Origin of the sequence: Nocardia sp. CA-128927 (assembly GCF_050955855.1) — a bacterium.
In the GTDB taxonomy this organism is placed as follows: domain Bacteria; phylum Actinomycetota; class Actinomycetes; order Mycobacteriales; family Mycobacteriaceae; genus Nocardia.
Map to the genome: position 1 here is coordinate 8,904,561 of NZ_CP192087.1, position 26,837 is coordinate 8,931,397.

The following is a 26,837-nucleotide window of genomic DNA, read 5'->3' on the forward strand; positions in this document are numbered from 1 at the left end:
CCGCAAGGCCGAAGTCGGGTGTGACTCGGCGCATCAGAACAGTAACAATGTTGCCACCGATTTTTCAAACATTTTCTATTGATTTGCCTTTGATCCTGGTCGCGCCCTACCCTAGAACGCACTATGCATAGCCCTTCGGAGCTGTCGCGGCGCCAGAAGAGATTCGGCCGAATCATCAAGGAACGCCGGGACGAGCTCGGACTCACGCAGTTACAGATCGGCGACCTCGGGGGGCCGTCGGCTCCGACGATTCGCAAGATCGAGGACGGCGACGCGGCGATCAGCACCACCACGCTGAACAAACTCGACGCGCCGCTGCGCTGGCTGCCGGGCAGTGCCGCACGCACCTACGCGGGCGGTACGCCCGCCACCGCCGATCCCGCGCCGACCGCCCGGCACCCGGGCGAGTCCGTCGTGGCCGGACCCGACTCGATCCGCTTCGAAATCGCCGATCTCACCGGACTTCTCGCGACCGCGGGCCGACTCAACGACGCCGTCGAGCACGGCCGCACCACCGACCCCCAATTGGTCGCCGCGATCGGCGAACTCAACCGGGTGGTCTCCAAACTCTCGGCGCGCTACGCGACCTCGATGCTGGAACGCAACGGCGGACCGGGCCGAGTACTACACCCACTCGTGGAAATGGCGTTCGCGCACCTGCTCGAGGTGCCCGCCGAAGCCAGTGACACGACCGAACTGCAGGAACGGCGATACCGGCGCTGGTTGGCCGGACGATCGGAGGACGTGGATGCTGCGACAGAAGGCCAGTTCCGGGCACGGTGGCTGGCTGCCAACCTGGCCACGACCGCGAGTCGAAACGGTGGGCACTGAAGTGACGGAGATGACCGACGACGCGCCGACCAATGCGACGCTGACGCTGAGCCACAAGATCAATCGACTGTTCGCGGTGGTGCACCCCCGCTCCGCCCCTGAGCGCAGCAATGCGACGGTGGCCGAGCAGGCCGCCGACTACCTGCACCGGGCCGTCCCGGCGAGCCAGCTGGAGCGACTACGCAGCGGCGAGTTCGACGGCGAAAGTGCCTCTGCCGCAGTCGAACCGGGGCTGCTGGCGGCGATCGCGCAGAGCTTCGGCGTCGCCGCGGACTACCTCACCACGACGGGTCCGGCGGCCGCGGCCATCGACCGCGAGCTCGAGCTGCTCGCGACCATGCGCGATGCCAACGTTTCCAGCATCGCGCTGCGTGGTTCAAACGTCGACCAGACGATTCTCGCCAGAATCATCGAGAGCACGGATCGTCCCGTACCGCCGAGTCGGTAATATCGCTACCTACTGGGGGCAATGAGCTTGCTGTAGGAGATCGATCGCATGGCCATGCAGGCCCGGTTCCGGAACCTGACCCGGGACGTACCGATACCGCACCCGTGGGATCTGTCGAGCTATCTCGATGATGTCGCGCAGTATCGCGGCCGACATATCAGCCTGCTCCCGATAGATACCGCGCTGCTCGCGGGCACCGGCTGCGGCACCGGCAGCGGACTGTGGATCGCCAAGCAGGACAGCGACGTCATCGTCTACGGCGCGGACACCACCGAGTGGCACGCCGAGCACATCATCGTGCACGAACTCGGCCACATGCTGCTTGGCCACGGCCCCGAGCAGCCGACCGACGGCGAACCCGCGCAGCCCACCCCGACGGTGGCCGCCGTCGCCGAACTGCTGCCGTCGATTTCGCCGGAATCCATCGCGCACGTCCTCGGCCGCACGGACTACGGCACCACTCGCGAACGCGACGCCGAAACCTTCGCCGACATGGTCATGCTGCACGCCATGCGGCCACCACGCCGAGACTCGTTGCTGCACCGGACATTCTTCCGCGACCGCCGTCGGTGAGCTCCCCCGTTCCCGCGGTGCTCGCGGTGCCGGTGATCGTGTTCGTCGTGCTGGTCGTGCTCGGACGCAGGCTGCTACTGCACCACACGATGATCGATCGACTGCTCAACCGCGCCCTCGGGTGGGCAGGCATCGGACTGGTGCTGTGGGAACGCGGAATCGCGCCCCAGATCGGCAGTCTCACCCACCAACTCGCCATGGGCGCACTCATGATGGAGACCGCGAGCCTGTACGGCACGGCCAAGCTGTGGGCCGGTGCCGACCCGGACACGGCGCGACGGCGGCAGCGGATCTACGACCTCGCCGGCGTGGTCACGGTCGTCATCATCCTGATCGTCGGGACATCGGCGCGCCAGCAGGGACGGCTGCTCGGTCAGTCGCCGACCTGGGAGGCCGTCCTGGTCTGGGCGATCATGTGGTTCCCGCTCATCACCTGCGGACGCCTGGTCTGGCGATCGGCGCTGCGCGAATTGCGCTCCGGCGACGCGCCTCCGGCCGAGCGTCTCCTCTACGGCACGCTGGTAGCGACAATGGTCGTCGGCTGCGGCGGGCTCGCGCTGTCCGCGGCACAGCTGACCGGCTGGTGGCCGGTCGACGACCCACAGCTGGCCCGCTGGGCCGGACCGGCGTTCGGCGCAACCTTCCTCGGCTGCTCCATCCTGGCCGTCCCGCTGGTCGCACAGGTGCTGACCGCGGCGGGGTGGGATCGATCCGGACGACGCTGGCGCACGCTGCGTCCGCTGTGGGTCGACCTCACCGCCGCGGTGCCGGAAATCGTGCTGCCGCCGGACAAACCGAGCCCCGACGCGCGGCTGCTACGCACCACGGTGGAGATCCGGGACGCCCTGATGCAGTTGCACCGGTACCTGCCCGCCGACCAGGCGACAGCGCTCGACTCACCGAGTAATGAGCGCTACGCCTGGCAGCTGCGGCAGGCCATCGCCGCCAAGCACAACGGCACCGCGCCGGCGACGGCCCCGCGCGAGGTCGATCGCTTCGGCGCACCGTCGAACGATATCGACGCCGATATCCGCGGCCTGCTCGATCTCGCACGGGTCTGGAACAGTCGCGAAAATCGCATGGCCACAACAGAACTGCGGAATTCGTAGCGAAGCCGAGCCTAGGCGGCTGATGGTCGTGTCGACCGATGCGGGTCTCCGGGCACCCAACTCGAGCGCTGACTGCCCGGAGCGGCGGATGGGGTGGTGGACCCTGGACTATGCGAGCCGGATGAGGCCGTAGTCGAAGGCGTGCCGACGATAGACAACCGACGGTCGGTCGGTCTCTCGGTCTTGGAAGAGGAAGAAGTCATGGCCGACGAGTTCCATCTGGTAGAGGGCGTCGTCGACGGACATCGGAGTCGCGGTGTGCACCTTGGTGCGAACGATATGGCCCGGTCCGGCCGCGTATTCCGAGTTCTCCGGGTTTGCATCGGGGCGGCGGCGCAGGTCGCCGTCGGGGTGGTCGTGCGCGGTGGATCCGTTCGACTGCGTGAACAGCGAATCGTCCACCAGATCGGCGGTCGCCTGGGCAACGGATACTGGGGTCTTGTCTCCGTAGTGCACCTTGCGGCGATCCTTGGTGCGGCGCAGGCGGCTCTCCAGCTTGGCCGTCACCGACTCGAGCGCGGCATAGAAACTGTCGGCGCAGGCCTCGGCCCGGACGATCGGGCCCTTGCCGCGCGCGGTGATCTCGACTCGCTGACAGCTCTTGCGCTGCCGACGATTTCGCTCGTGAAACAGCTCGACGTCGAAGATGAAAATGGATGGATCGAAGCGTTCGAGCCGGGAGAGTTTTTCCGCGACATAGATTCGAAAGTGATCCGGAACTTCGACATTGCGTCCCTTGACCACGACGTCCGCACGGGGCGCCCTGGTTCGGTCCGCGAGGGATTGTTCGGTCACGTCCAAGGTGCTGTCATCCAACACCGAAGGATCGGCGTCTTGCACTGAAGGTCGTGAAGAAGTCGTCACGCGTACCTCCCGAATATGGCCGCACAGACAACGTGCGTGCGGCGGGAATGAGCCGTGCCGATCGACGATCTCTCGGCACATGATGTCCGAGGCGCCACCTCCAAACTCCCGGTTCGGGTGTGTGTTCGCGACGCTAGTACGACATCGGGGAGTGCGCCAGTGTTCACGCAAATTTCCCGGAGTCAAGCAGCACAGGTAACCAGTACGGCACGTGTCGGTAGTCCGATCCGAGCCAGCGCGCGCACCGACTCGCGCGCCGTCGCACCGGTTGTCAGCACGTCGTCGACCAGCACTACCTCGGCGTTTCCCGGAATCTGCGGCGACGCCGTGTGGGCGGGTATCGTGGTGACACAACCACGCAGATTGTGAGCCCGCTCACCGGGTGTCAAGCCCACCGAATCACGCACACCCCACCACACCCGCAACAGAGATACCACTTGGCTATCAGGCAGCCAACTCGCGGCTACCCGCGCCGTGCGCAGCACCGGATCCCCACCGCGCCTGCGCGCCGCGACCCGCCGACTCGGTGCGGGCACCAACACCAGTGGCCGATCCCCCGCCCGCAAGCGCGCGAGCCCACCCGCCAACGCCAGCCCGAGCGGCTCCGCCAGATCCCGGCGCCCACGTTCCTTGGCCGCCAGCACCGCCCGCCGCCCCGGCCCCGCGTACGGTCCGAGCGCCCAGCACGGCACCCCCGGATCGGTCCGCGGCCACACCCGCATCGGCGGACCCGCGAGTGCCGCCGCACATGCGGCGCACCAGCCGACCCCCGCGACACGACAGCCCGCACACGAAGCGGGCAGGATCAGATCCAACAAGGTCCGCATCGCCCGAGTCTGCGCGCACCCACCGACACAGACCTGCCAACGTCCGGACCGATCCGCGCTTACCAGCGACCAGATTCCGTTGCCACAGAGCCATTTACGCCCCTGCCACGGCAGGTGGCGGCGGCGAAAGTGCTCGCGACGCCGGACACCCCGTTCTGCGGTACCCAAGCGGCGGGAGCGCGAGTACCGGTTCAGCCGGGCAGCACCGGGACGGCGTTCGCACCCAGACCCGGCACCTCACGCCAGTAGGGTTCGCCGCCGTCCGGGTTGCTGGTCAGCTCCAGCACCGCGCGGGAATCGGCGGCGTACTGATGTTCCGGGGTCGCACTGACCTGGCGCACCGGCGCGGTCAGGTTCCGGCTGGTCTGCGGGATCGGCTGCGAACCGTCGATCGACACGGTGCCCACCGGGTCGACATTGCCTTCCCTGGAGATGATCAACCGGTCACTGCCGAACCAGGACAACGACACCGCGGCCGCACTCGAGTTGACGGCGACGGGCAACGGCGAGGCCAGTGCGTAGCCGCCGCCGGGCTTCGGAATGACCACCGCGACATAGACTTTGCCGTCGGCGATCAGCGCGGCCCGCACGCCGGTCCGGGAGATCCGCAGCTCGGTGATGGGTGCCCGGAAGGTGGACCCGGAGCCCGCGGCGGTGAGCGCCGAGGTGTCGACATCCTGCACCGAGACGGTGTTGGTGGTCCGGTCGTGCACCGCGCGGATCACCCGCTCGCCATCGATGACGGCCCACGCGGCGGTGCCGTCGATGTTCCAGGACGGCCTGGTGATGCTGGTGCCCGCGGCGACCGGAATCGCGTTGCCGCCGTAGGTGCCGATCATCAATGTGCGCGGCGGTTCCGGAGCGGGCCGCCCGGTGTCCGCGACGCCGGCGACCAGCTGACTGTCCGGCGAAAGCGCGGCGGACAGCAGGTTGTTCACGGTGCCGAAGTAGCCGGGGGCAGGCGCGATGGGCGCGTTGTTCTCCGGCACCTGCACCAGCGCGCCACCGCGCAGCGCGTGCAGGCCGATCTGACTGTTCCCGAGCGTCGGCTGGCTGTACTGCTGCACGTCGGCGGTCGACCAGCCGCTACCGGTGAACCGATCGTCGAAGGGTTTGCCGTCGGCGAGCAGCACATACGGACCGAGGATGTCCGCGCCCGCGAGGGTCAGCACCACCTGCGCGGCGAGCAACTCACGATCGTGCGGATTGAGCGCGGAGGCACCGGCGAAGTCGATCTTCACGCCGCCGATCGGCGAGCCGACCTCGTCCGGATCGCCGTTGGCCTTGGTGATGGGGCCGCGCAAGGTGATCGGCGCGGCCAGCTCGTTGCGCAGCACCGGGGCGAGCGCGGGCTGGGTGCCCTCGCCGAGCATGCCGAGCAGCCGCTGGGTCAGCTGCGCCTTGGGCACGGCCGCCCAACGCAGATCCGGCACCACGACGCTGCTGGTCGGATCGACGAAGTAGAGCACGTAGCGCCGATACATCTTGCCGAACGCGATGGCGTCCATCACGACGCCGTCGGGCAGCTCGTCGATGCGCCACTCGTCGTTGACCTTGGTCATCTCGATCTTGTTTTCCAGCGGCGGGTCCGCCGAGGCGCGGTACGCGCCGTTGGTGTCCAGCTCGGCGACCTTGCGCGCCCGGATCCGGTAGGTCGCCTTGTCGCCGGTTCGCGACTCGCGCAAGGTATCCGGCTTCTCCACGATCGTGGTGCCCGCGGCGTCGTCCCACTGCGCGGCGGCCGACGGGGTCATGTACTGGCGGGCCGCCAGGTGCCGGTTGGTCGGGTCGGCGGTGGCCAGCAGGAAGTCGCGCAGCAGCAGATCGGGGTCGCGCCCGGCGATGGGCGGCGGTGGTCCCTCCGAGGTCGGCTCGCGGTTGATGGTGCCGAGCGCCTGCGGCGCCGAGGATTCCGGCAGGCTGGCACACCCGGAGAGCACGACCAAGGCCGCAAGGGCCGCCGCGCCGAACGCGAACAGCCGCTGCCTGCTAGCAGAACCGACACGCATTCTCATGACGGTACGTCTCCCGATTTCTGCACCGCGTCGGCACCCTGCTGAGACTCCGCTACCGCCGTCGATCCGTTCCCACCCGTGGGTACCGCACCACCGTCGCCGATTGCCGAACCCAGCTCCGGCTCAATCGAATTCGGCACGATCTCCAGTTCGACCTGCCGCACCACGGCCTGCTTGCGGACGGGCTCCAGGGGCAGCGGGCTCGCGCCGAGCTTCTTGCCGCGCACCAGCGGCAGCGTCAGCCGGAAGCTCGCGCCGACGCCGACCTCACCCCAGGCCTCCAGCCTGCCTTCGTGCAGGTTCGCGTCCTCCACGCTGATCGACAGTCCGAGACCGGTGCCGCCGGAGCGGCGCATCCGGGACGGATCCGAACGCCAGAACCGGTTGAAGACCAGCTTCTCCTCGCCGGGCCGCAGGCCGACGCCCTGGTCGCGCACCACCACCGAGACCGCGTTCGCGTCGACGTCGCCGCGCATCCTGATCAGCACCGGCTTGCCCTCGCTGTGATCGATGGCGTTGGCCAGCAGGTTCCGCAGCACCCGCTCGACCCGGCGCGGATCGACCTCGGCCACCAACGGTTCCTCGGGCATATCGATGACGACCTCGACGCTGGCGTCCTTGGCCAGATGACGCACCGTCGAGATGGCCGCCCGCGCGCACATCCGCACGTCCAGCGATTCGACCTGCAATTCGGCGACGCCCGCGTCGTGGCGGCTGATCTCGAGCAGATCGTTGAGCAGTCCCTCGAACCGGTCCAGCTCGTTGACCAACAGCTCCGCACTGCGGGCCAGCGCGGGATCGAGATCGTCGCTGCTGCCGTGGATCAGGTCCGCGGCCATCCGAACCGTGGTCAACGGGGTGCGCAGCTCGTGGCTGACGTCAGAGGTGAACCGGCGCTGCAGGTTTCCGAATTCCTCCAGCTGGGTGATCTGGTTGGACAGGCTCTCGGCCATCTCGTTGAACGCCTGCGCCAGCCGCGCCATGTCGTCCTCGCCGCGCACCAGCATGCGTTCCTTGAGCCTGCCGTCGGCGAAGCGACCGGCGATGCGCGCCGCCGAACGGATCGGCAGCACCACCTGTCTGGTCACCAGCGCGGTGATCGCGGCAAGCAGGACGAGCAGCACGATGCCGCCGATCAGCATGGTGCCGCGCATCAGCGACAGGCTGCGCGCCTCACTGGCCAGCGGGAAGATGAGATAGATCTCCAGCGTGGGTACTTCGGTGCTCGGGCTGCCGATGATCAACGCCGGTCCGTGATACCCGCTCGAGTCCGAGACGGTGGTGAACTGGCGGCTGACCTGTCCGCGCCGCACGAAGTTGCGCAGCTCGTTCGGCACGTCCTGAATCGGCCCGGCGGCAACCTCCTGCTGGCTGCTGCTCAGCATCACCAGTGCCACGTCGTAACTGCCCGCGACACCGGTCTGCGGGCTGCCGTCGCTGGACAGCGAATTGCGCGCCTCTTTCAGCTGGGCGCCGGTGTCGTGCGTGCCGACCAACTGGCTGTGCACCGCGTTGCGGGCGCGGCCCATCTCCTCGACCGCCGCGTTGATCTTGGTGTCCAACATCCGGTTGGTGATCTGATCGGTCAGTACCACGCCGAGGATCGTGATCACGATCAGCGACAGCGTGATCGTCGAGACCGCGACCCGCAGTTGCAGCGAGCGCTGCCAGAGGTGACCGAGCAACGTGCCCAGCTCGGTGAACCGGGCACCCATCGCTGCCAGTCGCCGCTCCAGTTGGTTCCTGGAGCGATCGGTCACGACCGAGCCTCGTCGGCGCTCGATGCCTCCGTCCGCACGAACACTGCCACCACTCGCGAACCGCGACGGATCACGGCGGTCCGGCCTTGTAGCCGACGCCACGGACGGTCAGCACGATCTCCGGATTCTCGGGATCCTTCTCGACCTTGGCGCGCAGCCGCTGCACGTGCACATTCACCAGTCGGGTGTCGGCGGCGTGCCGGTAACCCCACACCTGTTCGAGCAGCACCTCGCGGGTGAACACCTGACGCGGCTTGCGGGCAAGCGCGACAAGCAGATCGAACTCGAGCGGCGTCAGCGAGATCTGCGCGCCGCCACGAGTCACCTTGTGCGCGGGCACATCGATCACGATGTCGGCGATGGAGAGCAGCTCGGCGGGCTCGTCCTCGGTGCGGCGCAATCGCGCGCGCACCCGGGCGACGAGTTCCTTCGGCTTGAACGGTTTGACGATGTAATCGTCGGCACCGGACTCGAGACCGAGCACCACGTCGACCGTGTCGGTCTTCGCGGTGAGCATCACGATCGGTACTCCGGAATCGGCCCGCAGCACGCGGCATACATCGATGCCGTTCATGCCGGGCAGCATCAGGTCCAGCAACACCAGATCGGGGCGGATCTCGCGAACCGCCGCCAGGGCCTGTGTGCCGTCGCCGACCACATGCGGGTCGAACCCTTCCCCGCGCAAGACGATCGTGAGCATCTCTGCGAGTGCCATATCGTCGTCGACGACCAGAATCTTCGGCTTCATAATTACTATGTTGTCATCTCCCAGGCCAGGATCGGGCTGCCACGCCAACACTGGTGTGAACCCGCCGCACATCTAACCCTAGCGGGTAATCAAATCGGCCAATCGCGCAGCCAGCGTGGCTGGATCGTCACCTGATCGGAATATCCACCACGGCCCATACCAGTTCCGTTGAGCGAGCTCACGGTACACCGCGAGGGTGCGCTGCTGCAGAGCCGCGTCACGTTCGTACGCGTCGAGTGCTCTGGTGTGGTCGAGTTCGCCGCGCCTGCGCGCCCGTTCCGCGGCGAGCTCCGGCGAGACATCGAGCAACACCTGCAGCGCCGGGGCCGGCAGGTCGAACCGCTCGTACTCCAATTCGCCTATCCAGCCGACGATTTTGCCGTCGGCGGGCTGGTCCAGCCGGGCCGCGTTGTAGGCGGCGTTGGAGGCGACGTACCGATCGAGCAGCACGATGTCGTTGTCCGCCAACGACTTCGTCAACTCGTCGCGCGCGTCCGCCCGGTCCAGCGCGAACAGCAGCGCCATCGCGTTGACCGAGGCCGCGAGATCACCGTGCGCCCCGTGCAGCGCCTCCGCCGCGAGATCGGCGTGCACCGAGCGGCCGTACCGCGGAAACGCCAGCGAGTCGATCCGCAGTCCGGCAGCACGCAATTGGGTGGTGACGGCCTCGGTCAGCGTCCGCTTGCCCGCACCGTCGAGCCCCTCGATGACTACCAGCGCTCCCATGGCACGCAGAGTACAAGGGCCGCCGGATCGCGATGATCCGGCGGCCCCTGTCAACGTGCGAACTCAGTAGCGGTAGTGCTCCGGCTTGTACGGGCCGTCGACATCCACACCGATGTACTCGGCCTGATCCTTGGTGAGCTTGGTCAGCTCGCCGCCGAGCGCCTCGACGTGGATCTTGGCGACCTTCTCATCGAGGTGCTTGGGCAGACGGTAGACCTCGTTGTCGTATTCGTCCGGCTTGGTCCACAGTTCGATCTGCGCGATCACCTGGTTGGAGAAGCTGTTGGACATGACGAACGACGGGTGGCCGGTGGCGTTGCCCAGGTTCAGCAGGCGACCCTCGGACAGCACGATGATCGACTTGCCGGACTCCTTGAAGGTCCACTCGTCGACCTGCGGCTTGATGTTGATCCGGGTCGCGCCGGAGCGCTCCAGGCCGGCCATGTCGATCTCGTTGTCGAAGTGACCGATGTTGCCGAGGATCGAGTGATCCTTCATCGCCTTCATGTGGTCGAGGGTGATGATGTCCTTGTTGCCGGTCGAGGTGATGACGATGTCGGCGTCGCCGATCGCGCTCTCCACGGTGACCACGTCGTAGCCGTCCATCAGCGCCTGCAGCGCGTTGATCGGGTCGATCTCGGTGACCTGCACCCGGGCGCCCTGTCCGGCAAGCGATTCCGCACAGCCCTTGCCGACGTCGCCGTAGCCACAGATCAGCACCTTCTTGCCGCCGATGAGCACATCGGTGCCGCGGTTGATGCCGTCGATCAGCGAGTGGCGGGTGCCGTACTTGTTGTCGAACTTGGACTTGGTGACCGAGTCGTTGACGTTGATCGCCGGGAACACCAGCTCGCCCGCGGCGGCGAACTGGTACAGCCGCAGCACGCCGGTGGTGGTCTCCTCGGTGACGCCCTGCACCGAATCGGCGATGGCGCTCCACTTGCCCTTGTCGGACTCGAAGCGCTCGCGCAGCAGGTTCAGGAACACCTTGTACTCGGCCGAGTGGCTCTCGTCCTCCGGCGGGATCACGCCGGCCTTCTCGAACTGCGCGCCGCGCAGCACCAGCATGGTGGCGTCACCGCCGTCGTCGAGGATCATGTTGGCCGGTTCGTTCGGCCAGGTGAGCATCTGCTCGGCGGCCCACCAGTACTCCTCCAGGGTCTCGCCCTTCCAGGCGAAGACCGGGGTGCCCTTGGGCTCGTCGATGGTGCCGTGCGGGCCGATCACGATGGCGGCCGCGGCGTGGTCCTGGGTGGAGAAGATGTTGCAGGAGGCCCAGCGCACCTCGGCGCCGAGCGCGACCAGGGTCTCGATCAGCACCGCGGTCTGCACGGTCATGTGCAGCGAGCCGGAGATGCGCGCGCCCTGCAGCGGCAGCACATCGGCGTATTCGCGGCGCAGTGCCATCAGGCCGGGCATCTCGTGCTCGGCCAGCCGGATCTCCTTGCGGCCGAATTCGGCCAACGCCAGATCTGCCACCTTGAAGTCGATGCCATTACGGACATCGGCGGTGAGTTCAGTTCGGGCGGGAAGTTCTGAGGTCGTCATAGCCTCTATCTGCCTCTCCTGGAATGTCGGTACCAACACGCAAGGTTAATCGCTGGCGCGGCGGATGGGTACACCGTACTCACCCTTGCTAGCTTGGCGCGATGCCGAACCTCCGCGCCATCGTCACGACCGCTGTCGCCGGGTCGCTCGTCCTCGGTGTGAGCGCCGCCTGCGACAGCCGATCCGACTCCTCATCCGCTACTGCGCCGCGAACGGTGGAGCTGCAGGCGCACCGTGGTGGCCGAGGTCTCACCGCCGAGGAGTCGCTGGCAGGCTTCACCAAGGCGATCGAACTCGGTGTGCGCACGCTGGAACTGGACATCGTGCTCACCAAGGACAAGATGCCGATGATCTGGCACGACCCGACCGTGCTCGGGACCAAGTGCGCGGACACCGCGCCGGTGGTGCCGGACGATCCGCAGTTCCCCTACGTGGGCAAGCTGGTGCACGACCTGACCTACGCGCAGACCCAAACGCTGGACTGCGGGAAGACCCTGGCCGACTTCCCGGGCCAGCAGGCGGTGCCCGGCAACCGGATAGCCACGCTGCCCGCGCTGTTCGATCTGGTGAAGACCTACCGTGGCGCGCACCTGCGCTACAACATCGAAACGAAGGTGGAGGCCGAACATCCCGAGCAGTCGGCGACGCCGCAGGAGTTCGTCGACGTCATCCTCAGCACGGTCGCCGCGGCGGGCGAGACCGGCAACGTCGACATCCAGAGCTTCGACTGGCGGTCACTTCCGCTGGTGCGCAACGCGAATCCGGCGATCCCCCTGGTGGCGCTCTACGACGACACCACCTTCGTCGCGGGCTCCAAGTGGCTCGGCCCCATCCGCTACGAGGACTTCGCGGGCGATCCACTGGGCGCGGTGAAGGCGCTCGGCGCCAATGCCGCCTCACCCGGCTACTCGGTTCCGTACGGCAAGAAGGCGGGTGAGCCGGGCTTCGGCTTGGTCGCGGACAAGGCCTATGTCGAGCGCGCCCACGAACTGGACCTGCGGGTGGTCCCGTGGACGGTGAACGACAAGGCCACCATCGCCGCGCAGATCGACACCGGCGTCGACGGCGTGATCACCGACTACCCCGACCGGATGCGGGAGGTATTGCAGGAGAAGGGTTTACCCCTGCCTCCTGCCTACCACCGCTGAGCCGGGGCAGCCGGGCAACTACGCGGCGCCGGACTCCGGCACGTCGGACTCGACCGAGTCCTGCTGGGCCGACGCCGACTGCGCCGAACTTCCCTGCGCCGAATTCGCCTGAGCCGCAGCACTGATGGTGGCGACCGTGCCGTACTGCTCCAGCAGGCGGCGGCGCTTACGCGGATGGATGTTCGCCTTGGTGACGTCGCCGTTGTAGTGCTCGAGCACCCGGTGGTCCATGATCGCCCGCCACACCGGCGGCAGGATCGCGAACAGAATCATCGTCGCGTACCCGGCGGGCAGCTGCGGCGCCTGCATCGAACTGCGCAGCGTCTGGTACCGGCGGCCGGGATTGGCGTGATGGTCGCTGTGCCGCTGCAGATGGAACAGGAAGATGTTGGTGACCAACCGATCACTGTTCCAGCTGTCGCGCGGCGAGCAGCGCGCGTAATTCCCGTTCGGGCGCTTCGCCCGCAGCAGGCCGTAATGCTCGATGAAGTTCACCGTCTCCAGCAGCGACGCACCGATCACGGCCTGCAAGAACAGCCACGGCAGAATGCCGATGCCGAAGATCGCGCACATGGCGCCGAACAGCACCACGCTCATCGACCACGCCTGCAGGATGTGGTTGTGCACGCTGAACCAGCGCAGGCCCTTGCGCTCCAGGCGCACCCGCTCCAGCTCGATGGCCGAGCGGAAGCTGCCGAACACACTGCGCGGCAGGAACTCCCACAGCGTCTCGCCGAGCCGGCCGCTGGCCGGATCGTCCGGAGTCGCCACCCGCACGTGATGTCCGCGGTTGTGCTCTACGAAGAAATGTCCATAGAACGACTGCGCCAGCGCGACCTTGGCCAGCCAGCGCTCCGCGTGCTCGACCCGATGCCCGAGCTCGTGCGCGGCGTTGATGCCGATGCCGCTGACGAAGCCGAGTGTCGCTGCCAGGCCGAGCTTGTCGACGATGCTCAGCTCGTGACCCGCCCACATCGCGCAGGCGATGAGCAGGCCGATCAGTTGAACAGGAAGGAAAAGATAAGTGCACCACCGGTAGTACCGGTCGTTGCTCAGCAACTCGTAATCCTCATCGCGCGGGTTGGTGCCGTCCTCGCCGACAACCCAGTCCAGGACCGGGATGACGATCAGCACGATGATCGGACCGATCCACCAGAACACCCTTGCGCCCGTTTGCAACACAAGTTGCGAGGGCAAGAGTGCGCTCAGTGGAGCGATCAAGCCGAAAACCCATAAGTGTCGTTTGGGATCAGAAGTTACCGCCGGTTTGCCAGCCGTTTGCACGTTTGCCCCGCTAAATAGGAACCCTTACTCCGATGCCGAGAATAGTTCCAGACTGTACGGCTGTTACGCAGACTCTGGAGGTTGAAACGTGATGAGGGTTACATCCATGGCAGTTGGTTTTTAAGCAGGCTCTCATGTACTTGAAGGCGTGGCTTACTTAACGCAAACGGACTGGGGTTCTTCAGAGTTCGATCAGTGATCGATCCGGGCCGCCAGAATCGCCTCGACGTACGGACTCAGCAACGCACTCAACTCTCCCGGCGCATCGTGTCCGGGACCCGGCGGCGTCGGGATGTAGCTCATCGCGATGCGAACAAGCGCGTGTGCGATGACATCCGATTCGGCCGCGGTCGCCGCGACCCAGCTGTGCTGGAAAGCGAGCGACAGGCGCCGGGTCGCTTGGGCGAGCAACGGCCCAGCATCAAGGGTGATGAGCCGCAACAGATCCAATTTCACCTCGCCGGCGAGCAGTGATTGCACCAGCGGGTCGGCAGCGGCATCAACAAAGAAATTGGTCATTCCCTCGGTGAACGCCGCGCGCACATCACCGACATTGCCGGTGATGGCCGCGTCCACGTGATCGACCAGATCGTCGGCCAGCCGCAGCGCGTACGCCTGCGCCAGCCCACTGCGGGAACCGAACTCGTTGTAGAGCGTCTGTCTGCTCACCCCGGCCTTGGCCGCCACATCACCGAGAGTGATCTTGGACCAGTCCCGTTCGGTGAGCAGTTCGCGCATCGCCCCGAGGACCGAGGCGCGCAAGAGTTCACGCGCCGCCTCCTGATAGGGGACGCGGGTTCCGGAGCGCGGCATACCGGCGACACTGTCACGGGCGGTTCCCGCAGTCAAAACATCACGACCGTTCGATTTCGACCATGTAGAAGTCGGCCTTCGCCGCGCCGCAGTCCGGACAGGTCCAGTCGTCGGGGATATCGTCCCAGCGGGTGCCCGCGACGATCCCGTCCTCCGGCCAGCCCTTGGCCTCGTCGTATTCGAAGCCGCATTGAATGCACTGAAAAAGTTTGTAATCTGTCACTTAACAGCTCCCATCGGTTCGAAATCGATCTTTTCCCGGACACCGCAGTCCGGACAGCACCAGTCGTCGGGGATTTTCGCCCAGGACGTTCCGGGAGGAAATCCTTCGTGCGGCGCGCCTTTCGCCTCGTCGTAAACGTATTCGCACACGGGGCAGCGAAACAGATTCATGCCTGCACCTCGCTAGCGCTCGGCTCCGGCATGAATCTGGCGAGCTGGCACATGATTCGCTCGCTACGCTCACTCATTGGGCCTGCACCTCGCCGGTCGCGACACCGCCCTGGTAGCGGGCAATCACCTTGTCCCGCTTGGCGGGATGGATGTTCGCGAGCGTGATGTCGCCGTGATAGTGCGCGAGCACCCGCTTGTCCATCACCCGGCGCCACAGCGGCGGGAAGTAGGCGAGCAGGATCATGCTGGCGTATCCGCTGGGCAGGTTCGGCGCGCCGTCCCAGCTGCGCAACGTCTGGTAGCGCCGGGTCGGGTAGGCGTGGTGGTCGCTGTGCCGCTGCAGGTGGTACAGGAAGATGTTGGTAACGATGTGGTCGCTGTTCCAGCTGTGCACCGGCGCGGGCCGCTCGTACCGGCCGGACGAAGTGCGTTGCCGGACAAGGCCGTAGTGCTCCAGGTAGTTGACCGCCTCCAGCAGGCTGAAACCGATCACCGCCTGCAACACGAGGTAGGGCAGCAGGGCGATCCCGAACACCGCGACCAGCACCACGTAGAGCGCCGCCGACATCAGCCACGCGCTCAGCACCTCGTTCTTCAGGCTCCACGGCTTCTTGTCCAGACGCGCGAGGCGCGCCTTCTCTAACCGCAACGATGACGTCAGGCTGCCCCACACGGTGCGTGGCCAGAATGCCCAGAAGCTCTCGCCGACACGGGAACTCGCCGGATCCTCCGGTGTCGCGACGCGCACGTGGTGGCCGCGATTGTGCTCGATATAGAAATGCCCGTAGAACGACTGCGCCAGCGCGATCCGCGACAGCCAGCGCTCCAGCTGGACTTTCTTGTGCCCCAATTCGTGCGCGGTGTTGATGCCGATGCCGCCGAGCATGCCGACCGTGATCGCCAGGCCGATCTTGTCGACCAGGTGCAGGCCGCCGTCGAAGCCGAGCCAGCTCACGTTGTCCGCGGTGATCAAATAGCAGGCCACGATCAGCGAGGCGTACTGGAACGGCAGATACAGGTAGGTGAGGTAGCGGTAGTACTTGTCGTGCTCCAGGTACTCCATCACCTCGTCCGGCGGATTGTCACCGTCGGGCCCGAAGAATATGTCCGCCAACGGAATCAACAGATACACCAGGATCGGCCCGAGCCAGAACGGCACCTGGGCCAGGTGATGCCAGCCAATTGCGTTGAGCGCCAGGATCAGTGGGATACCGATCGTGAAAAGGCCGGTCGGGGCGAACAATCCCCACAGCCACATGTAGCGCTTGCGATCGCGCCAGTCCGGGGTGGTCACCGGCTGGGCGGACGTGTCGGCCTCTGTCGACATCGTTGTCTCCAATCCAAAAGCGGCACGTCACGTGTGACGTGCGTTACCTCTGAAATGGACGATAGAGATCGATTTGTCGTTTGTCTAGACAAATCAGCTGATTTGTAAAGAAGCGCGGGTCGCGCAGACGCAAACACCCCGGTCGGAGCAGTGTCCGACCGGGGTGCCTGTTGTCGAGGGGTGTTAGCGCAGCAGCACTTCGGCGTTCTCCGGCAGCGCGTCGACCGGCCACCAGCGCAGGTCGGTGGACTCCGCGCTGCGCACCGGCACGGCACCCGCGGGCGCGGTGATCCGGAACAGCAGATCGAGATGCCTGGTCGGCACGCCGAGCGAGCAAGTGATCGAATGCGCCTGAGCGCCATACAGTTCCGGCTCCAGCCGGAGCCCGCTGATGCCCGATTCCTCAGTGGCCTCGCGCAGCGCGGCACCGGCCACCGTGTCGTCGCCTTCTTCGCAGTGCCCGCCGAGCTGGATCCAGAAGCCGACCCGCGGATGCAGGGTCAGCAGGACCTCGCGTTCGTCGTGCGAGAAAACCACCGCCGAGGCGGTGATGTGTCCCGGCGCGTGCTCGCGCAGGCAGCCGCGCGGCGCCGAGCCGAGGAACGCGAGCATCGCATGCCGCAGCGACCAGTCGTAACCCTCAGCGGGCGACCAGGATTCGAGCAATTCGGTCGCGGAGGCATGTAAGGAATCTGCCGTCACAGTTCGACCAGGCCGAAGCTGGAGCCGGGCACCGGGCGCGGCGTGAGCTCCTCGAGCGGATGGCCGATGGCGATGGCGCCCAACGGATTCCAGTCGTCGTCGAGACCGAGCACGTCGCGGGTGACCTCCGGCGCGAAGATGGTCGAGCCGATCCAGCAGCTGCCGAGCCCCTCGGTGGCCAGCGCGACGAGCAGACCCTGCACCGCCGCGCCGACCGCGACGGTGAACATGGTGCGCTCATTCGCGCGACGCCGCTCGTCCGGATAGTCGTGCGCGCCGTCCGGCACGCAGAACGGGATGATCACCTCGGGGGCGTCGAAAAGGATTCGGCCACGGGCGATTCGGCGTTCCACCCGATCGGGCGCCAGCCCGTCCGCGGTGAGATCGGCGCGCCACTTCTCGGTCATCGCCTCCAGCAGTTGCGCACGCAGACCCGTCTTGCGCAGCCAGACGAAGCGCACCGGCCGGGTGTGGTGCGGCGCGGGCGCGGTCAGTGCCACCGCGACCGCGGCGCGGACGCGTTCGGGATCGACCGGCGCGTCGGCGAACTGCCGGATCGAGCGCCGCAGCAGCACCGCCTCGCGACGCCCCTGCTCGATCGCCTCGGCGGTGCCGAGCCAGAACAGGTCGTCGGTGCCACCGCGCAGCAGGTCCACCGCACTCGACCCGTCGTCGGTGATCGGCAGCCCGCGCACCACTGCGACCGGCACGCCACCGAGCTTGCCCTTCACCAGATCCGCCGCGGCGGCCAGCTCGTCCGCGATCGCGACCTGGGTGACGAGCAGTTCGTTGCCCTGCCCGTCGACCGCGCCCGCGTAGTCGTGCAGCACCCGCAGACCCGAGGAACCGATCGCGGTGTCGGTCTGGCCGTTGCGCCAAGCCCGGCCCATGGTGTCGGTGACGACCACGGCGACCTGCACGCCGAGCCGCTCGGCCAGCGCCGAGCGCAGGGCCTTCGCGCTGGCGTCGGGATCGGCTGGCAGCAGGACCAATTCGCCCTGTTCGACATTGGAGCCGTCGATGCCGGACGCGGCCTGCACGATGCCGAGCTTGTTCTCGGTGATCAGGGTGCGGCCCTTGCGCGCGAGCACCCGCACCGCCTCCTGCTCGACCAGGGTGCGGCGCAGCGCGTCGCGCTCCTCCGGGTCCAGCGGCGCCTCGACGATGCGTCCCTCGACCTTGGCGACGATCTTGCTCGTCACCACGAGCACGTCGCCGTCGGCCAGCCAGGGGGCACGGTCGGCGATGTGCTGGGCGAGATCGTCGCCGGGCCGGAACTCCGGCAGGCCGGTGATCGGCAGGATGCGTAATTCACCGGCCGCATGATCAAAGGTCACGGCTTCACCTCGCTAGCGCTCGCCTCCGCCGTGCCCGACGGCGCTGTGCTCATGGCTCGCTCGCTGCGCTCGCTCACGCCCGCGAGGTCCAAGGCCTCCCGCACCATCTCGGCGGTGGTCGGCGGATCGGTCATCAGCAGCGGCACGCTGCGTACTTCTACACCGGGCACGTCCGCGGTGTCGGTAATGTGGATCAGCCAGCCATCCAGGATGCCGGTGGCCGAGCGGGCGCCGTAGTGGCGGCCGATCGCCTCGGCGGTCGTCTCGACGCCGATCACCGACAGGCACTCGTCGGCCATCCCGCGCAGCGGTTTCCCGTCGATCACGCCGGAAATCCCGATGACCTTGGCCGGGGTGGTGCGCAGCGCGCCGCGGATACCGGGCACCGCGAGGATGGCGCCGATGCTCACCACGGGGTTCGAGGGAGCGAGCAAGACCACATCCGCCGACTCTATGATCTCGATCACATTTGGGGCTGGTTTGGCGTCCTCTGCCCCAATTGTGGCGAATCCATGGGTCTCGATGTTCGCGCGATAGCGAACCCACCACTCTTGAAAATGGATCGCCTTGCGTTCGCCAGGGTTGTCCGGGTCGCTCACAATCACATGCGTTTCACACCGATCGTCGGTTGCCGGGATCAGTTTCACGCCGGGCTGCCACCTGTTGCAGAGCGCCTCGGTAACCGCGGACAGCGGGTACCCGGCGCGCAACATTTCACTCCGAACCAAATGGGTGGCGAGGTCGCGATCGCCGAGGCCGAACCAGTCCGGCTGCGCGTTGTACTTCGCCAGCTCTTCCTTGGCGTGCCAGGTCTCGGCGGGCCTGCCCCAGCCACGCTCGATATCGATGCCGCCACCAAGGGTGTACATGCAGGTATCAAGGTCAGGACAGATCCGGAGGCCATGCATCCAGACGTCGTCACCGACGTTCACGATCGCGGAGACATCGGCATCGGGCAGCAGTTCCCGGACGCCCTGGAGAAAGCGAGCGCCGCCGACACCCCCGACCAGGACGGCAATCCGTGGCCCGCCGACGGGTTCGGTGTCCGCTTGAAGGGAAGTCACATCCGCACAGCCTATGCGCTGCCGGACCGGGCGATGTTCGGGCCAGAGTTGCTGGTCATTTGCCCTACTCCGACTCAAGATCATCTTCGAAAGCGTTCGCGGATAGTAACGGAATAGCGACGGCCGCTTGACCATCGACACGTCCGGCGTGTCTAATCACAGTCATGTCATTTCGGGTTCGCGCGAGAGTGCAAGGCGCGAACGGCTTTTCGAACAGATGTTCGCATCGAGATGACGAGCTCGGGGACGTCCGCGGGACAACGTCGCGGGGTATGGCCGTCGGTAAGCGTGTTGGTCCGACGGATCGAATCATTCTGCGCTAACACACAGTGAGGAGGCGGAGCGATGGCCAACGAGATGGTCTCGCCGACCGATTCCACAGCAGGCGCAGCACGTGGCGTCTGCGCAGACAACGGCTGGATAGAACGCGAGGGGGGTGACGAAGTCTTGACGCCTGGACACAGCATGGGTGACGAGAACTCGACGCCCCGGCTCAGCCTGGTCGTCACGGGCTTCGACGAGATGTTCGAATCCATCGAAGAGCAGTGGCAAGAGCGCGCCCTGTGCGCGCAGACCGATCCGGAGGCGTTCTTCCCAGAGAAGGGCGGCTCGACTCGCGAGGCGAAACGGATCTGCATGGGCTGCGAAGTGCGCGACGAGTGCCTGGAATACGCACTCGCCCACGATGAGCGCTTCGGCATCTGGGGTGGTCTCTCCGAACGAGAGCGCCGCCGCCTGAAGCGCGGCATCGGCTAGAAAAGACTTGGGTTGACCCCCGAGTTATCCGCAAGCGCGACAAGTCGCCACGGCGACAACGATTCTCGCGAGACACGGGTAGCTCCGGGGGTACGCCCGAGCCCCCGCCCGAAGTCCGTCGGCAGGCAACACGACCGACTGGGGCAGCACTGGGTGCGCAGGCACGGGGCGGGCTGACTAGGTTTTACCCCATGGCACGTTCCCGTAATCGTCGTCCGCCGACCGCCCGGTCGGTGATCCGCCGTGGTCGCGGGGTGCGTGGGCCGATGTTGCCGCCCACCGTGCCTGCCTGGCGCACCAGGGGACAGAAGTTCGACCGGCTGGTGCTCGAGGCGTTCGCACCGCTGGACACGCGCTGGCACGACCGGCTCACCAAGCTCGATATCGCGGTCGACGATGTGCCGAAAATCCGTCCGCTGCACCCGGATACGGTCACCTGGCCGGACGAGGTGGTGGCCGACGGCCCGGTGCCGCTGTCCCGGCTCATCCCGGCCGGCGTGGACCGGCACGGCACCGCGACCCGCGCCCGGGTGGTGCTGTTCCGCAAGCCACTCGAGCTGCGCGCCAGCGATCCCGACGATCTGGTCGACCTGCTGCGCGAGGTCCTGGTCCAGCAGATCGCCACCTACCTCGGCGTCGATCCGGACATCATCGATCCCGAACCCGAGTAAAAACACACCAAGCCGCGCACACTTCGGTAACGAATGTTGTTGCGAGCAGCGATAACTGATTACCGACACCGCGTGCGCGGCCCGCAGACCGCGCACCGACCCGACCTCGGGACGACCGCACGACCCGAGGCCCCTTCGCCCGCCCGCGGCAGCCGCCGCGTGGAGGGAGTTTTTGCCCGCTTCCTGAGCGTGTCTAGCCACATCGGCACGCCGGGAGGGTTACTCTCATCGGCGTGATCCCCATGCGTCGTTGCTGCCGTCCAGGTTGCAAGAATCCGGCCGTCGCGACGCTCACCTATGTGTACTCGGACTCGACCGCCGTCGTCGGACCACTCGCGACCGTCGCCGAACCACACTCCTGGGATCTCTGCGAAACACACGGCTCCCGCATCACCGCCCCGAAGGGCTGGGAAATGGTTCGCCACGAAGGCGGATTCTCCTCCAGCACACCGGATGACGACGACCTGACCGCGCTCGCCGAAGCGGTCCGCGAGGCCGGACTGCGCCGCCGCCCGCCGGAACCGGACCAGCGCGGCTACCGCGACTACGCGCCCCCGCCGCAGCGCACCACCCGCACCGGCCGCCGCGGCCATCTCCGCGTACTCCCCGACCCCCCTTCCTGAACAAACCAGGACCGGGTCAAACCCTTGCGACACAACCACTGCGCTTAACCCACCCCGTCGGCTCCGCCGCCTGCCATCCCCTAGGGTGGTGGGCATGACAGTCGCCCGCTCTGCCGAATTCGTAAACGCGGTGATCAAGGCTTACGACGTTCGCGGTGTGGTCGGTGAACAAATCGACGCCGAATTCGTCAGGGACATCGGCGCATCGTTCGCCAGGCTGATGCGCGCCGAGGGCGCGACGCGGGCCGTCATCGGACACGACATGCGCGAGTCCTCCCCCGAGCTGTCCAACGCCTTCGCCGACGGTGTGCTCGCGCAGGGCCTCGACGTGGTGCACATCGGGCTCGCGTCCACCGATCAGCTGTACTTCGCGTCCGGCAGCCTGAACTGCCCCGGCGCCATGTTCACCGCGAGCCACAACCCGGCCCGCTACAACGGCATCAAGATGTGTCGCGCGAAAGCCATTCCGGTGGGCCAGGACACGGGCCTGGCCACCATCAAGAGCGAAGTCGGCGAGGGCGTGCCCGCGTTCGACGGGCCGCACGGCACCGCGACCAGCGTCGACCTGCTCGCCGACTACGCGGCGTTCCTGCGCAACCTGGTCGACCTGTCCGCGGTCCGCCCGCTCACCATCGCGGTGGACGCGGGCAACGGCATGGGCGGCCACACCGTGCCCGCCGTGTTCGAGGCGCTGCCGCAGGTGACCATCGTCCCGCTGTACTTCGAGCTGGACGGCTCCTTCCCCAACCACGAGGCCAACCCGCTCGATCCGAAGAACCTGGTCGATCTGCAAGACCTGGTGGTCAAGTCGGGCGCCGACATCGGTCTCGCGTTCGACGGCGATGCCGACCGCTGCTTCGTGGTGGACGAGAAGGGCGACCCGGTCTCCCCGTCCACCATCACCGCGCTGGTCGCCGAGCGCGAGCTGGTCAAGGAGCCGGGCGCGGTCATCATCCACAACCTGATCACCTCGCACGCGGTGCCCGAGCTGGTCACCGCGCTCGGCGGCACTCCGGTGCGCACCAGGGTCGGCCACTCGTTCATCAAGCAGCAGATGGCCACGACCGGCGCGGTGTTCGGCGGCGAGCACTCCGCGCACTACTACTTCCGCGACTTCTGGGGTGCCGACTCCGGCATGCTCGCGGCGCTGCACGTACTGGCCGCGCTCGGCGAGAAGGACCGGCCGGTGTCGGAGCTGATGGCGGCTTACGAAACATATGCGGCCTCCGGAGAGATCAATTCCACAGTGCCGGACGCAAAGGAGCGGACGATGGCTGTGGTGGGGGCATTCGGGGATCGGACGATCTCGGTCGATAGGCTTGATGGCGTGACCATCCAGCTGGCCGACGACGCCTGGTTCAATCTGCGCGCGTCGAACACCGAACCGCTGCTCAGGCTGAACGTCGAAGCCAGATCGCCGGAAGAAGTAGACGCACTCGTAACAGAGATTCTGAGCATCGTCCGCTCCTGACTGGGATAGTGGAATTACGGCGGATGGAATCACACGCTCAGGATTCGACGAAGGGCTGGGAAGAAGTAGACGGCTCAGCCCGATGCAGAGATTCTGAGCATCGTCCGCTCCTGACTGGGATAGTGGAATTACGGCGGATGGAATCACACGCTCAGGATTCGACGAAGGGCTGGGAAGAAGTAGACGGCTCAGCCCGATGCAGAGATTCTGAGCATCGTCCGCTCCTGACTGGAATAGTGGAATCACAGGCCTTGGATTCGCCCGACTCGGGCCCGGCGTGGCAGCTGACCCGGGAGCGAGCGAGGGCCGAAACGACTCAGCGCGATGAGGGGAGGTGGGACGCCCGATGATCGCTGGAACCCCGGTGCTCGACCTCGACGACGCCGCTTCGCTGGAGGCGGCCGATACCGGCGGCGCCCTGCGCTCGGCCGCCTCCGGCGGCGCTCAGGTCCGTGCCACCGCGGCAGCCGTCGGTGAGGACGCGCTCGCGCGCCTGGCCGGACTGCGACCGCGCAGCTTGGTGCTCGTCTCCGGCTCCGGCCGGGCCGCACGCGCCGCGAGCCTGCTCGTCGCCGCGCTCGGCGACCGGGCGGGCCTGCCCGTCGTGCCCGTCACCGCACTGCCGCCCTGGGTCGGCCCCCTGGATGTCGTCCTCGTCGCGGGTGACGATGCGGGCGACCCCCGCCTGACCGACGCGGTCGACCGAGCACTGCGCCGCGGTGCCGAGGTGGTCGTCGCCGCGCCCATCGAGGGACCGATGCGCGCCGTCGCCGCGGGCCGGGCCGCCGTCCTGGCGCCGCGGGTCCAGGTGCTCGATCACAACCGGCTGCTGCGCTTCCTGGCCGCCGGAATCGCCGTCCTGCGCGCGATCGACCCCACCCGCAGCGGCACGTTCGTGCCCGACCTCACCGAGCTGGCCGACGTGCTCGACGCCGAGGCATTGCGCGCCGGGCCGACCAACGAGGTCTTCCGCAATCCGGCCAAGACCCTCGCCTCACGAATGCATCAGCGCGGCATCGTGCTGGCGGGCGATTCCCCCGCCGCGGCCGAGCTGGCCGAGCACGGCGCCGAGGTGCTGCTGCAGTCGGCGGGCCGGGTCGCCACCGCGGTGGATCTGGCCGAGGCGGTGGCCGCCAAGTCCCGAATGGTCGAGGCCGCAGGCGAATCCGCGCCCGGCTTCGATCCGCTGTTCCACGACGAGGAGCTCGACGGGCCGGTACAGGTGGAACGCATCCGCGTGTTCGTGCTCAGCGCCGACGCCGACCAGGCGGCCGCGCGCCGCCGGATCGCCGTGTTCGGTGGCACCGGGTCCAGCCTGGTCGACGCCGATCTGGTGAACGCCGAGCTCGATCTGCTGCACACCGGCCTCATCGACCCGTCCGTGCCCGCCCCGGCGCGTCCCGAGGAGCCCGCTCCCGGTGCGGGGAGCGAACTAGAACAGCTCGCCGTGCTCGCGGTGCGGCTGGAAATGGCCGCCGCCTACCTACGGCTGATCGGAACCCGCGGCACCGCGACCGACAGCCAAGGGCAGTTCGGGGGAAGCTACTAGTGCACGAACTCGTTGGTGCGCTGCGCTCGTATGCCTGGGGCTCGCGCACCGCGCTCGCTCAGTTGTGCGGCCGACCGGTTCCGTCCGCGCATCCCGAGGCCGAACTGTGGTTCGGCGCGCACCCCGCCGACCCCGCGCACGTCCGGATCAACGGCGACACCCGGTCGCTGCTCGATTTCGTCGCCGAGGATCCGACGCGCGAATTGGGTCCCGCCGCTCAGGAATTCGGCGGCAAGCTGCCGTTCCTGCTGAAGATCCTGGCCGCCGAGGAGCCGCTCTCGCTGCAGGCGCACCCGAGCACCGCGCAGGCGCGCGCGGGCTTCGAGCGGGAGAACCGCACCAAGGTGCCGTTGGACTCGCCGATGCGCAACTACCGCGACGACAACCACAAGCCGGAACTGGTGGTGGCGCTGGATCGGTTCGAGGCGCTCGCCGGCTTCCGCGACCCGCACCGCACCGTCGAACTGCTGCGCGCGCTCCAGGTCGACGGGCTCGAGTCGTTCGCCAACCTGCTTGCCGCGCAACCGGATTCCGACGGGCTGCGCACCCTGTTCACCACCTGGATCACGCTGCCCCAGCACGTGCTGGCGACGCTGCTGCCCGAGGTGCTGGACGGCTGCGTGCGCTACCTGTCCGGAAAAGGCAAGCGCGAGTTCACTCCTGAGGCGCGCACCACGCTCGAACTCGCCGAGGCCTACCCCGGCGACGCCGGTGTGCTCGCCGCGCTGCTGCTGAACCGGCTGACCCTCGAACCCGGCCAGGGGCTGTTCCTCGCGGCCGGAAACCTGCACGCCTACCTGCGCGGACTCGGCGTGGAGATCATGGCCAACTCCGACAACGTGCTGCGCGGCGGCCTCACGCCCAAGCACGTCGACGTGCCGGAACTGTTGCGGGTACTCGACTTCGAGCCGATCAACCTGCCCGTCGTGCTGCCGGAACCGGCGGGCGACGGCTCGGTGCGCTACCGCACGCCCGCGCCCGAATTCGAGCTGCGCCGCTTCGACCTCACCGAGGGCTCGGCCCAGGTCCCGCTCACCGCGGCGGGTCCGGGCATCGTGCTGTGCACGGCGGGTTCGGTGCGGCTGCTGCACGGCGAGTCCGAGCTGACGCTGGAGCGCGGCGCGGCCGCGTGGATCTCGGCCGCCGACACCGACATTCGGGCCCGCGCGCTGGACGGGCCCGCCCAGCTCTTCTGCGCCTGCGTCGGCAAGGTCTGATCCGGCGCACCCGCCTGCGACCGCAGTGATCGGTCAGGCATCGGGTATCCGGATGCCGACACACGCTAAGTTAGCCAGGATCGGGCAATTCGGAGAGAGGACGTCCAGGGCATGTCGGCTGGTGGTGGCAAGAAGGCGATTCTCGCCGCGTTGTCGGCGAACGCGGGGATCGCCGTCGCGAAGTTCATCGGTGCGATGATCACCGGGTCCGGGTCGATGCTCGCCGAGGCGGTGCACTCGGTCGCCGACACCGGCAACCAGGCGCTGCTGCTGCTCGGTCAGCGCCGCGCCGCGCAGGAGGCCGACGCGCTGCACCCGTTCGGCTATGCGCGCAATCGCTACTTCTACTCGTTCATCGTGGCCCTGGTGCTGTTCACCCTAGGCTCCGGTTACGCCCTCTACGAGGGCATTCACAAGATCCAGCATCCAGAGGAGCTCAGCTCGCCGATCGTCGCGATCGTCATCCTGGTCATCGCGATCGGGCTGGAGTCCTACAGCTTCATGACCGCGATGCGCGAATCCGCGCCGCTCAAGGGCGACGCGAGCTGGTGGCGGTTCATCCGTAACTCGCGCAGCCCGGAACTGCCGGTGGTGCTGCTGGAGGACACCGGCGCGCTGATCGGCCTGGTGTTCGCCTTCGCGGGCGTCGGGCTGACCATGCTCACCGACAACGCGGTGTGGGACGGCGTGGGCACCCTCGCCATCGGCATCCTGCTCGGCATCATCGCCATCGTGTTGATCATCGAGATGCAGAGCCTGCTCATCGGTGAAGGCGCCACTCCCGACGAGGACCGGCTCATTCGCGAGAACCTGGTCGACGGCGAGCGCATCGACCGCGTGATCCACCTGAAGACTCAATACCTCGGTCCCGAAGAGCTTTTGGTGGCCGCCAAGATCGGCGCGGTGCCCGGCCTCGACGTCACCCAGCTCGCCGCGGCGATCGATGACGCGGAGGCGCGCGTGCGTGCCGCGGTGCCCGCCGCGCGCGTCATGTACCTGGAACCCGACCTCTACCGCACCGAGTCCGTCTGAC

Annotated in this window: 27 protein-coding genes; 12 read left to right on the plus strand and 15 right to left on the minus strand. The window is 67.2% G+C overall.

What is annotated here, in order from left to right:
• The first annotated feature begins 123 nt into the window (after positions 1–123).
• Genes ACQPW1_RS41410 through ACQPW1_RS41425 form a run of 4 tightly spaced genes read left to right on the plus strand, consistent with a single transcriptional unit; the run spans position 124 to position 2,961 of the window.
• Positions 124–831, plus strand: coding sequence for a helix-turn-helix domain-containing protein (locus ACQPW1_RS41410; RefSeq protein ID WP_433658583.1), 708 nt, complete (start codon positions 124–126; stop codon positions 829–831).
• 1 nt (position 832) lies between these two features.
• Entirely contained in the window at positions 833–1,279 is a 447-nt protein-coding gene (locus ACQPW1_RS41415; protein ID WP_433658585.1) for a hypothetical protein, read from the plus strand.
• Between the two features lie 48 nt (positions 1,280–1,327).
• The gene (locus tag ACQPW1_RS41420) at positions 1,328–1,852 is read left to right on the plus strand and encodes a hypothetical protein (RefSeq protein WP_433658587.1); all 525 of its coding nucleotides are present in this window, start codon (positions 1,328–1,330) and stop codon (positions 1,850–1,852) included.
• On the plus strand, positions 1,849–2,961 hold the full coding sequence (locus ACQPW1_RS41425; RefSeq protein WP_433658589.1) for an MAB_1171c family putative transporter: 1,113 nt from the start codon (positions 1,849–1,851) through the stop codon (positions 2,959–2,961). The genes ACQPW1_RS41420 and ACQPW1_RS41425 overlap by 4 nt, the downstream gene beginning before the upstream one ends.
• A gap of 108 nt (positions 2,962–3,069) precedes the next feature.
• Here ACQPW1_RS41425 and hpf read toward each other — a convergent pair whose 3' ends face one another.
• The 7 genes from hpf to ahcY form a co-directional block, all read right to left on the minus strand.
• On the minus strand, positions 3,070–3,780 hold the full coding sequence (hpf, locus tag ACQPW1_RS41430) for a ribosome hibernation-promoting factor, HPF/YfiA family (protein WP_433658591.1): 711 nt from the start codon (positions 3,778–3,780) through the stop codon (positions 3,070–3,072).
• Between the two features lie 227 nt (positions 3,781–4,007).
• A complete protein-coding gene (locus ACQPW1_RS41435) occupies positions 4,008–4,652 on the minus strand; it encodes a ComF family protein (protein ID WP_433658593.1) in 645 nt (214 codons plus the stop codon).
• Positions 4,653–4,843: 191 nt separating this feature from the next.
• Complete coding sequence (gene lpqB / locus ACQPW1_RS41440; protein WP_433658595.1) at positions 4,844–6,667, minus strand: MtrAB system accessory lipoprotein LpqB; 1,824 nt, start codon at positions 6,665–6,667, stop codon at positions 4,844–4,846.
• A complete protein-coding gene (gene mtrB / locus ACQPW1_RS41445; RefSeq protein ID WP_433665483.1) occupies positions 6,664–8,382 on the minus strand; it encodes an MtrAB system histidine kinase MtrB in 1,719 nt (572 codons plus the stop codon). Before mtrB ends, lpqB begins: the two co-directional genes overlap by 4 nt.
• Before the next feature lie 115 nt (positions 8,383–8,497).
• A complete protein-coding gene (gene mtrA, locus ACQPW1_RS41450) occupies positions 8,498–9,175 on the minus strand; it encodes an MtrAB system response regulator MtrA (protein WP_069163595.1) in 678 nt (225 codons plus the stop codon).
• 78 nt (positions 9,176–9,253) lie between these two features.
• Entirely contained in the window at positions 9,254–9,901 is a 648-nt protein-coding gene (locus ACQPW1_RS41455; RefSeq protein ID WP_433658598.1) for a dTMP kinase, read from the minus strand.
• A 63-nt stretch (positions 9,902–9,964) separates the two neighbouring features.
• The gene (ahcY, locus tag ACQPW1_RS41460; protein WP_433658600.1) at positions 9,965–11,449 is read right to left on the minus strand and encodes an adenosylhomocysteinase; all 1,485 of its coding nucleotides are present in this window, start codon (positions 11,447–11,449) and stop codon (positions 9,965–9,967) included.
• A gap of 101 nt (positions 11,450–11,550) precedes the next feature.
• Between ahcY and ACQPW1_RS41465 the strand changes: the two genes are divergently transcribed.
• Positions 11,551–12,597 carry a glycerophosphodiester phosphodiesterase gene (locus ACQPW1_RS41465; RefSeq protein ID WP_433658602.1) on the plus strand — a complete coding sequence of 349 codons (1,047 nt, stop codon included), beginning with the start codon at positions 11,551–11,553 and terminating at the stop codon, positions 12,595–12,597.
• 18 nt (positions 12,598–12,615) lie between these two features.
• On the opposite strand, the gene ACQPW1_RS41470 is transcribed toward ACQPW1_RS41465, so the two are convergent.
• The 8 genes from ACQPW1_RS41470 to cofD all read right to left on the minus strand — a co-directional run bounded on the left by ACQPW1_RS41470 (position 12,616) and on the right by cofD (position 19,658).
• A complete protein-coding gene (locus tag ACQPW1_RS41470) occupies positions 12,616–13,881 on the minus strand; it encodes an alkane 1-monooxygenase (protein WP_433658604.1) in 1,266 nt (421 codons plus the stop codon).
• Positions 13,882–14,073: 192 nt separating this feature from the next.
• The gene (locus tag ACQPW1_RS41475) at positions 14,074–14,694 is read right to left on the minus strand and encodes a TetR family transcriptional regulator (protein ID WP_433658606.1); all 621 of its coding nucleotides are present in this window, start codon (positions 14,692–14,694) and stop codon (positions 14,074–14,076) included.
• 40 nt (positions 14,695–14,734) lie between these two features.
• Positions 14,735–14,917: a rubredoxin gene (locus tag ACQPW1_RS41480; protein ID WP_357380821.1), complete on the minus strand. Its 183-nt coding sequence runs from the start codon at positions 14,915–14,917 to the stop codon at positions 14,735–14,737.
• A complete protein-coding gene (locus ACQPW1_RS41485; RefSeq protein WP_433658608.1) occupies positions 14,914–15,087 on the minus strand; it encodes a rubredoxin in 174 nt (57 codons plus the stop codon). The genes ACQPW1_RS41480 and ACQPW1_RS41485 overlap by 4 nt, the downstream gene beginning before the upstream one ends.
• 73 nt (positions 15,088–15,160) lie before the next feature.
• On the minus strand, positions 15,161–16,414 hold the full coding sequence (locus tag ACQPW1_RS41490; RefSeq protein WP_433658610.1) for an alkane 1-monooxygenase: 1,254 nt from the start codon (positions 16,412–16,414) through the stop codon (positions 15,161–15,163).
• 183 nt (positions 16,415–16,597) lie between these two features.
• Positions 16,598–17,116, minus strand: a complete 519-nt coding sequence (locus ACQPW1_RS41495; protein ID WP_433658612.1) for an NUDIX hydrolase — start codon at positions 17,114–17,116, stop codon at positions 16,598–16,600.
• Positions 17,113–18,453 (minus strand): coenzyme F420-0:L-glutamate ligase, encoded by a 1,341-nt coding sequence (locus ACQPW1_RS41500; protein ID WP_433658614.1) that lies wholly within the window; start codon positions 18,451–18,453, stop codon positions 17,113–17,115. The genes ACQPW1_RS41495 and ACQPW1_RS41500 overlap by 4 nt, the downstream gene beginning before the upstream one ends.
• Complete coding sequence (gene cofD, locus ACQPW1_RS41505; RefSeq protein WP_433658616.1) at positions 18,450–19,658, minus strand: 2-phospho-L-lactate transferase; 1,209 nt, start codon at positions 19,656–19,658, stop codon at positions 18,450–18,452. Before cofD ends, ACQPW1_RS41500 begins: the two co-directional genes overlap by 4 nt.
• A 381-nt stretch (positions 19,659–20,039) precedes the next feature.
• Between cofD and ACQPW1_RS41510 the strand changes: the two genes are divergently transcribed.
• The 7 genes from ACQPW1_RS41510 to ACQPW1_RS41540 all read left to right on the plus strand — a co-directional run bounded on the left by ACQPW1_RS41510 (position 20,040) and on the right by ACQPW1_RS41540 (position 26,836).
• Positions 20,040–20,273 carry a WhiB family transcriptional regulator gene (locus ACQPW1_RS41510; protein ID WP_029901515.1) on the plus strand — a complete coding sequence of 78 codons (234 nt, stop codon included), beginning with the start codon at positions 20,040–20,042 and terminating at the stop codon, positions 20,271–20,273.
• Positions 20,274–20,464: 191 nt separating this feature from the next.
• Positions 20,465–20,944 (plus strand): metallopeptidase family protein, encoded by a 480-nt coding sequence (locus tag ACQPW1_RS41515; protein ID WP_433658618.1) that lies wholly within the window; start codon positions 20,465–20,467, stop codon positions 20,942–20,944.
• 242 nt (positions 20,945–21,186) lie between these two features.
• On the plus strand, positions 21,187–21,567 hold the full coding sequence (locus ACQPW1_RS41520) for a DUF3499 domain-containing protein (RefSeq protein ID WP_041563073.1): 381 nt from the start codon (positions 21,187–21,189) through the stop codon (positions 21,565–21,567).
• A gap of 94 nt (positions 21,568–21,661) precedes the next feature.
• Entirely contained in the window at positions 21,662–23,038 is a 1,377-nt protein-coding gene (locus ACQPW1_RS41525; RefSeq protein WP_433658619.1) for a phosphomannomutase/phosphoglucomutase, read from the plus strand.
• A gap of 346 nt (positions 23,039–23,384) precedes the next feature.
• A complete protein-coding gene (locus ACQPW1_RS41530; RefSeq protein WP_433658621.1) occupies positions 23,385–24,587 on the plus strand; it encodes a tobH protein in 1,203 nt (400 codons plus the stop codon).
• The gene (gene manA, locus ACQPW1_RS41535) at positions 24,587–25,804 is read left to right on the plus strand and encodes a mannose-6-phosphate isomerase, class I (RefSeq protein ID WP_433658622.1); all 1,218 of its coding nucleotides are present in this window, start codon (positions 24,587–24,589) and stop codon (positions 25,802–25,804) included. Before ACQPW1_RS41530 ends, manA begins: the two co-directional genes overlap by 1 nt.
• Before the next feature lie 111 nt (positions 25,805–25,915).
• Entirely contained in the window at positions 25,916–26,836 is a 921-nt protein-coding gene (locus tag ACQPW1_RS41540; protein ID WP_433658623.1) for a cation diffusion facilitator family transporter, read from the plus strand.
• The last annotated feature ends 1 nt before the right edge of the window (position 26,837 follow it).

Coding starts and splice junctions, on each gene's coding strand:
- ACQPW1_RS41475 (WP_433658606.1), bottom strand. CDS start 14,694: ATGCCGCGCTCCGGAACCCGCGTCCCCTATCAGGAGGCGGCGCGTGAA.
- mtrA (WP_069163595.1), bottom strand. CDS start 9,175: ATGAAGCCGAAGATTCTGGTCGTCGACGACGATATGGCACTCGCAGAG.
- ACQPW1_RS41410 (WP_433658583.1), top strand. CDS start 124: ATGCATAGCCCTTCGGAGCTGTCGCGGCGCCAGAAGAGATTCGGCCGA.
- ACQPW1_RS41515 (WP_433658618.1), top strand. CDS start 20,465: ATGGCACGTTCCCGTAATCGTCGTCCGCCGACCGCCCGGTCGGTGATC.
- mtrB (WP_433665483.1), bottom strand. CDS start 8,382: ATGGGTGCCCGGTTCACCGAGCTGGGCACGTTGCTCGGTCACCTCTGG.
- ACQPW1_RS41420 (WP_433658587.1), top strand. CDS start 1,328: ATGGCCATGCAGGCCCGGTTCCGGAACCTGACCCGGGACGTACCGATA.
- ACQPW1_RS41540 (WP_433658623.1), top strand. CDS start 25,916: ATGTCGGCTGGTGGTGGCAAGAAGGCGATTCTCGCCGCGTTGTCGGCG.
- ACQPW1_RS41525 (WP_433658619.1), top strand. CDS start 21,662: ATGACAGTCGCCCGCTCTGCCGAATTCGTAAACGCGGTGATCAAGGCT.
- lpqB (WP_433658595.1), bottom strand. CDS start 6,667: ATGAGAATGCGTGTCGGTTCTGCTAGCAGGCAGCGGCTGTTCGCGTTC.
- ACQPW1_RS41490 (WP_433658610.1), bottom strand. CDS start 16,414: ATGTCGACAGAGGCCGACACGTCCGCCCAGCCGGTGACCACCCCGGAC.
- ACQPW1_RS41510 (WP_029901515.1), top strand. CDS start 20,040: ATGTTCGAATCCATCGAAGAGCAGTGGCAAGAGCGCGCCCTGTGCGCG.
- ACQPW1_RS41435 (WP_433658593.1), bottom strand. CDS start 4,652: ATGCGGACCTTGTTGGATCTGATCCTGCCCGCTTCGTGTGCGGGCTGT.
- ACQPW1_RS41485 (WP_433658608.1), bottom strand. CDS start 15,087: ATGAATCTGTTTCGCTGCCCCGTGTGCGAATACGTTTACGACGAGGCG.
- ACQPW1_RS41465 (WP_433658602.1), top strand. CDS start 11,551: ATGCCGAACCTCCGCGCCATCGTCACGACCGCTGTCGCCGGGTCGCTC.
- ACQPW1_RS41530 (WP_433658621.1), top strand. CDS start 23,385: ATGATCGCTGGAACCCCGGTGCTCGACCTCGACGACGCCGCTTCGCTG.
- ACQPW1_RS41520 (WP_041563073.1), top strand. CDS start 21,187: ATGCGTCGTTGCTGCCGTCCAGGTTGCAAGAATCCGGCCGTCGCGACG.
- ahcY (WP_433658600.1), bottom strand. CDS start 11,449: ATGACGACCTCAGAACTTCCCGCCCGAACTGAACTCACCGCCGATGTC.
- ACQPW1_RS41455 (WP_433658598.1), bottom strand. CDS start 9,901: ATGGGAGCGCTGGTAGTCATCGAGGGGCTCGACGGTGCGGGCAAGCGG.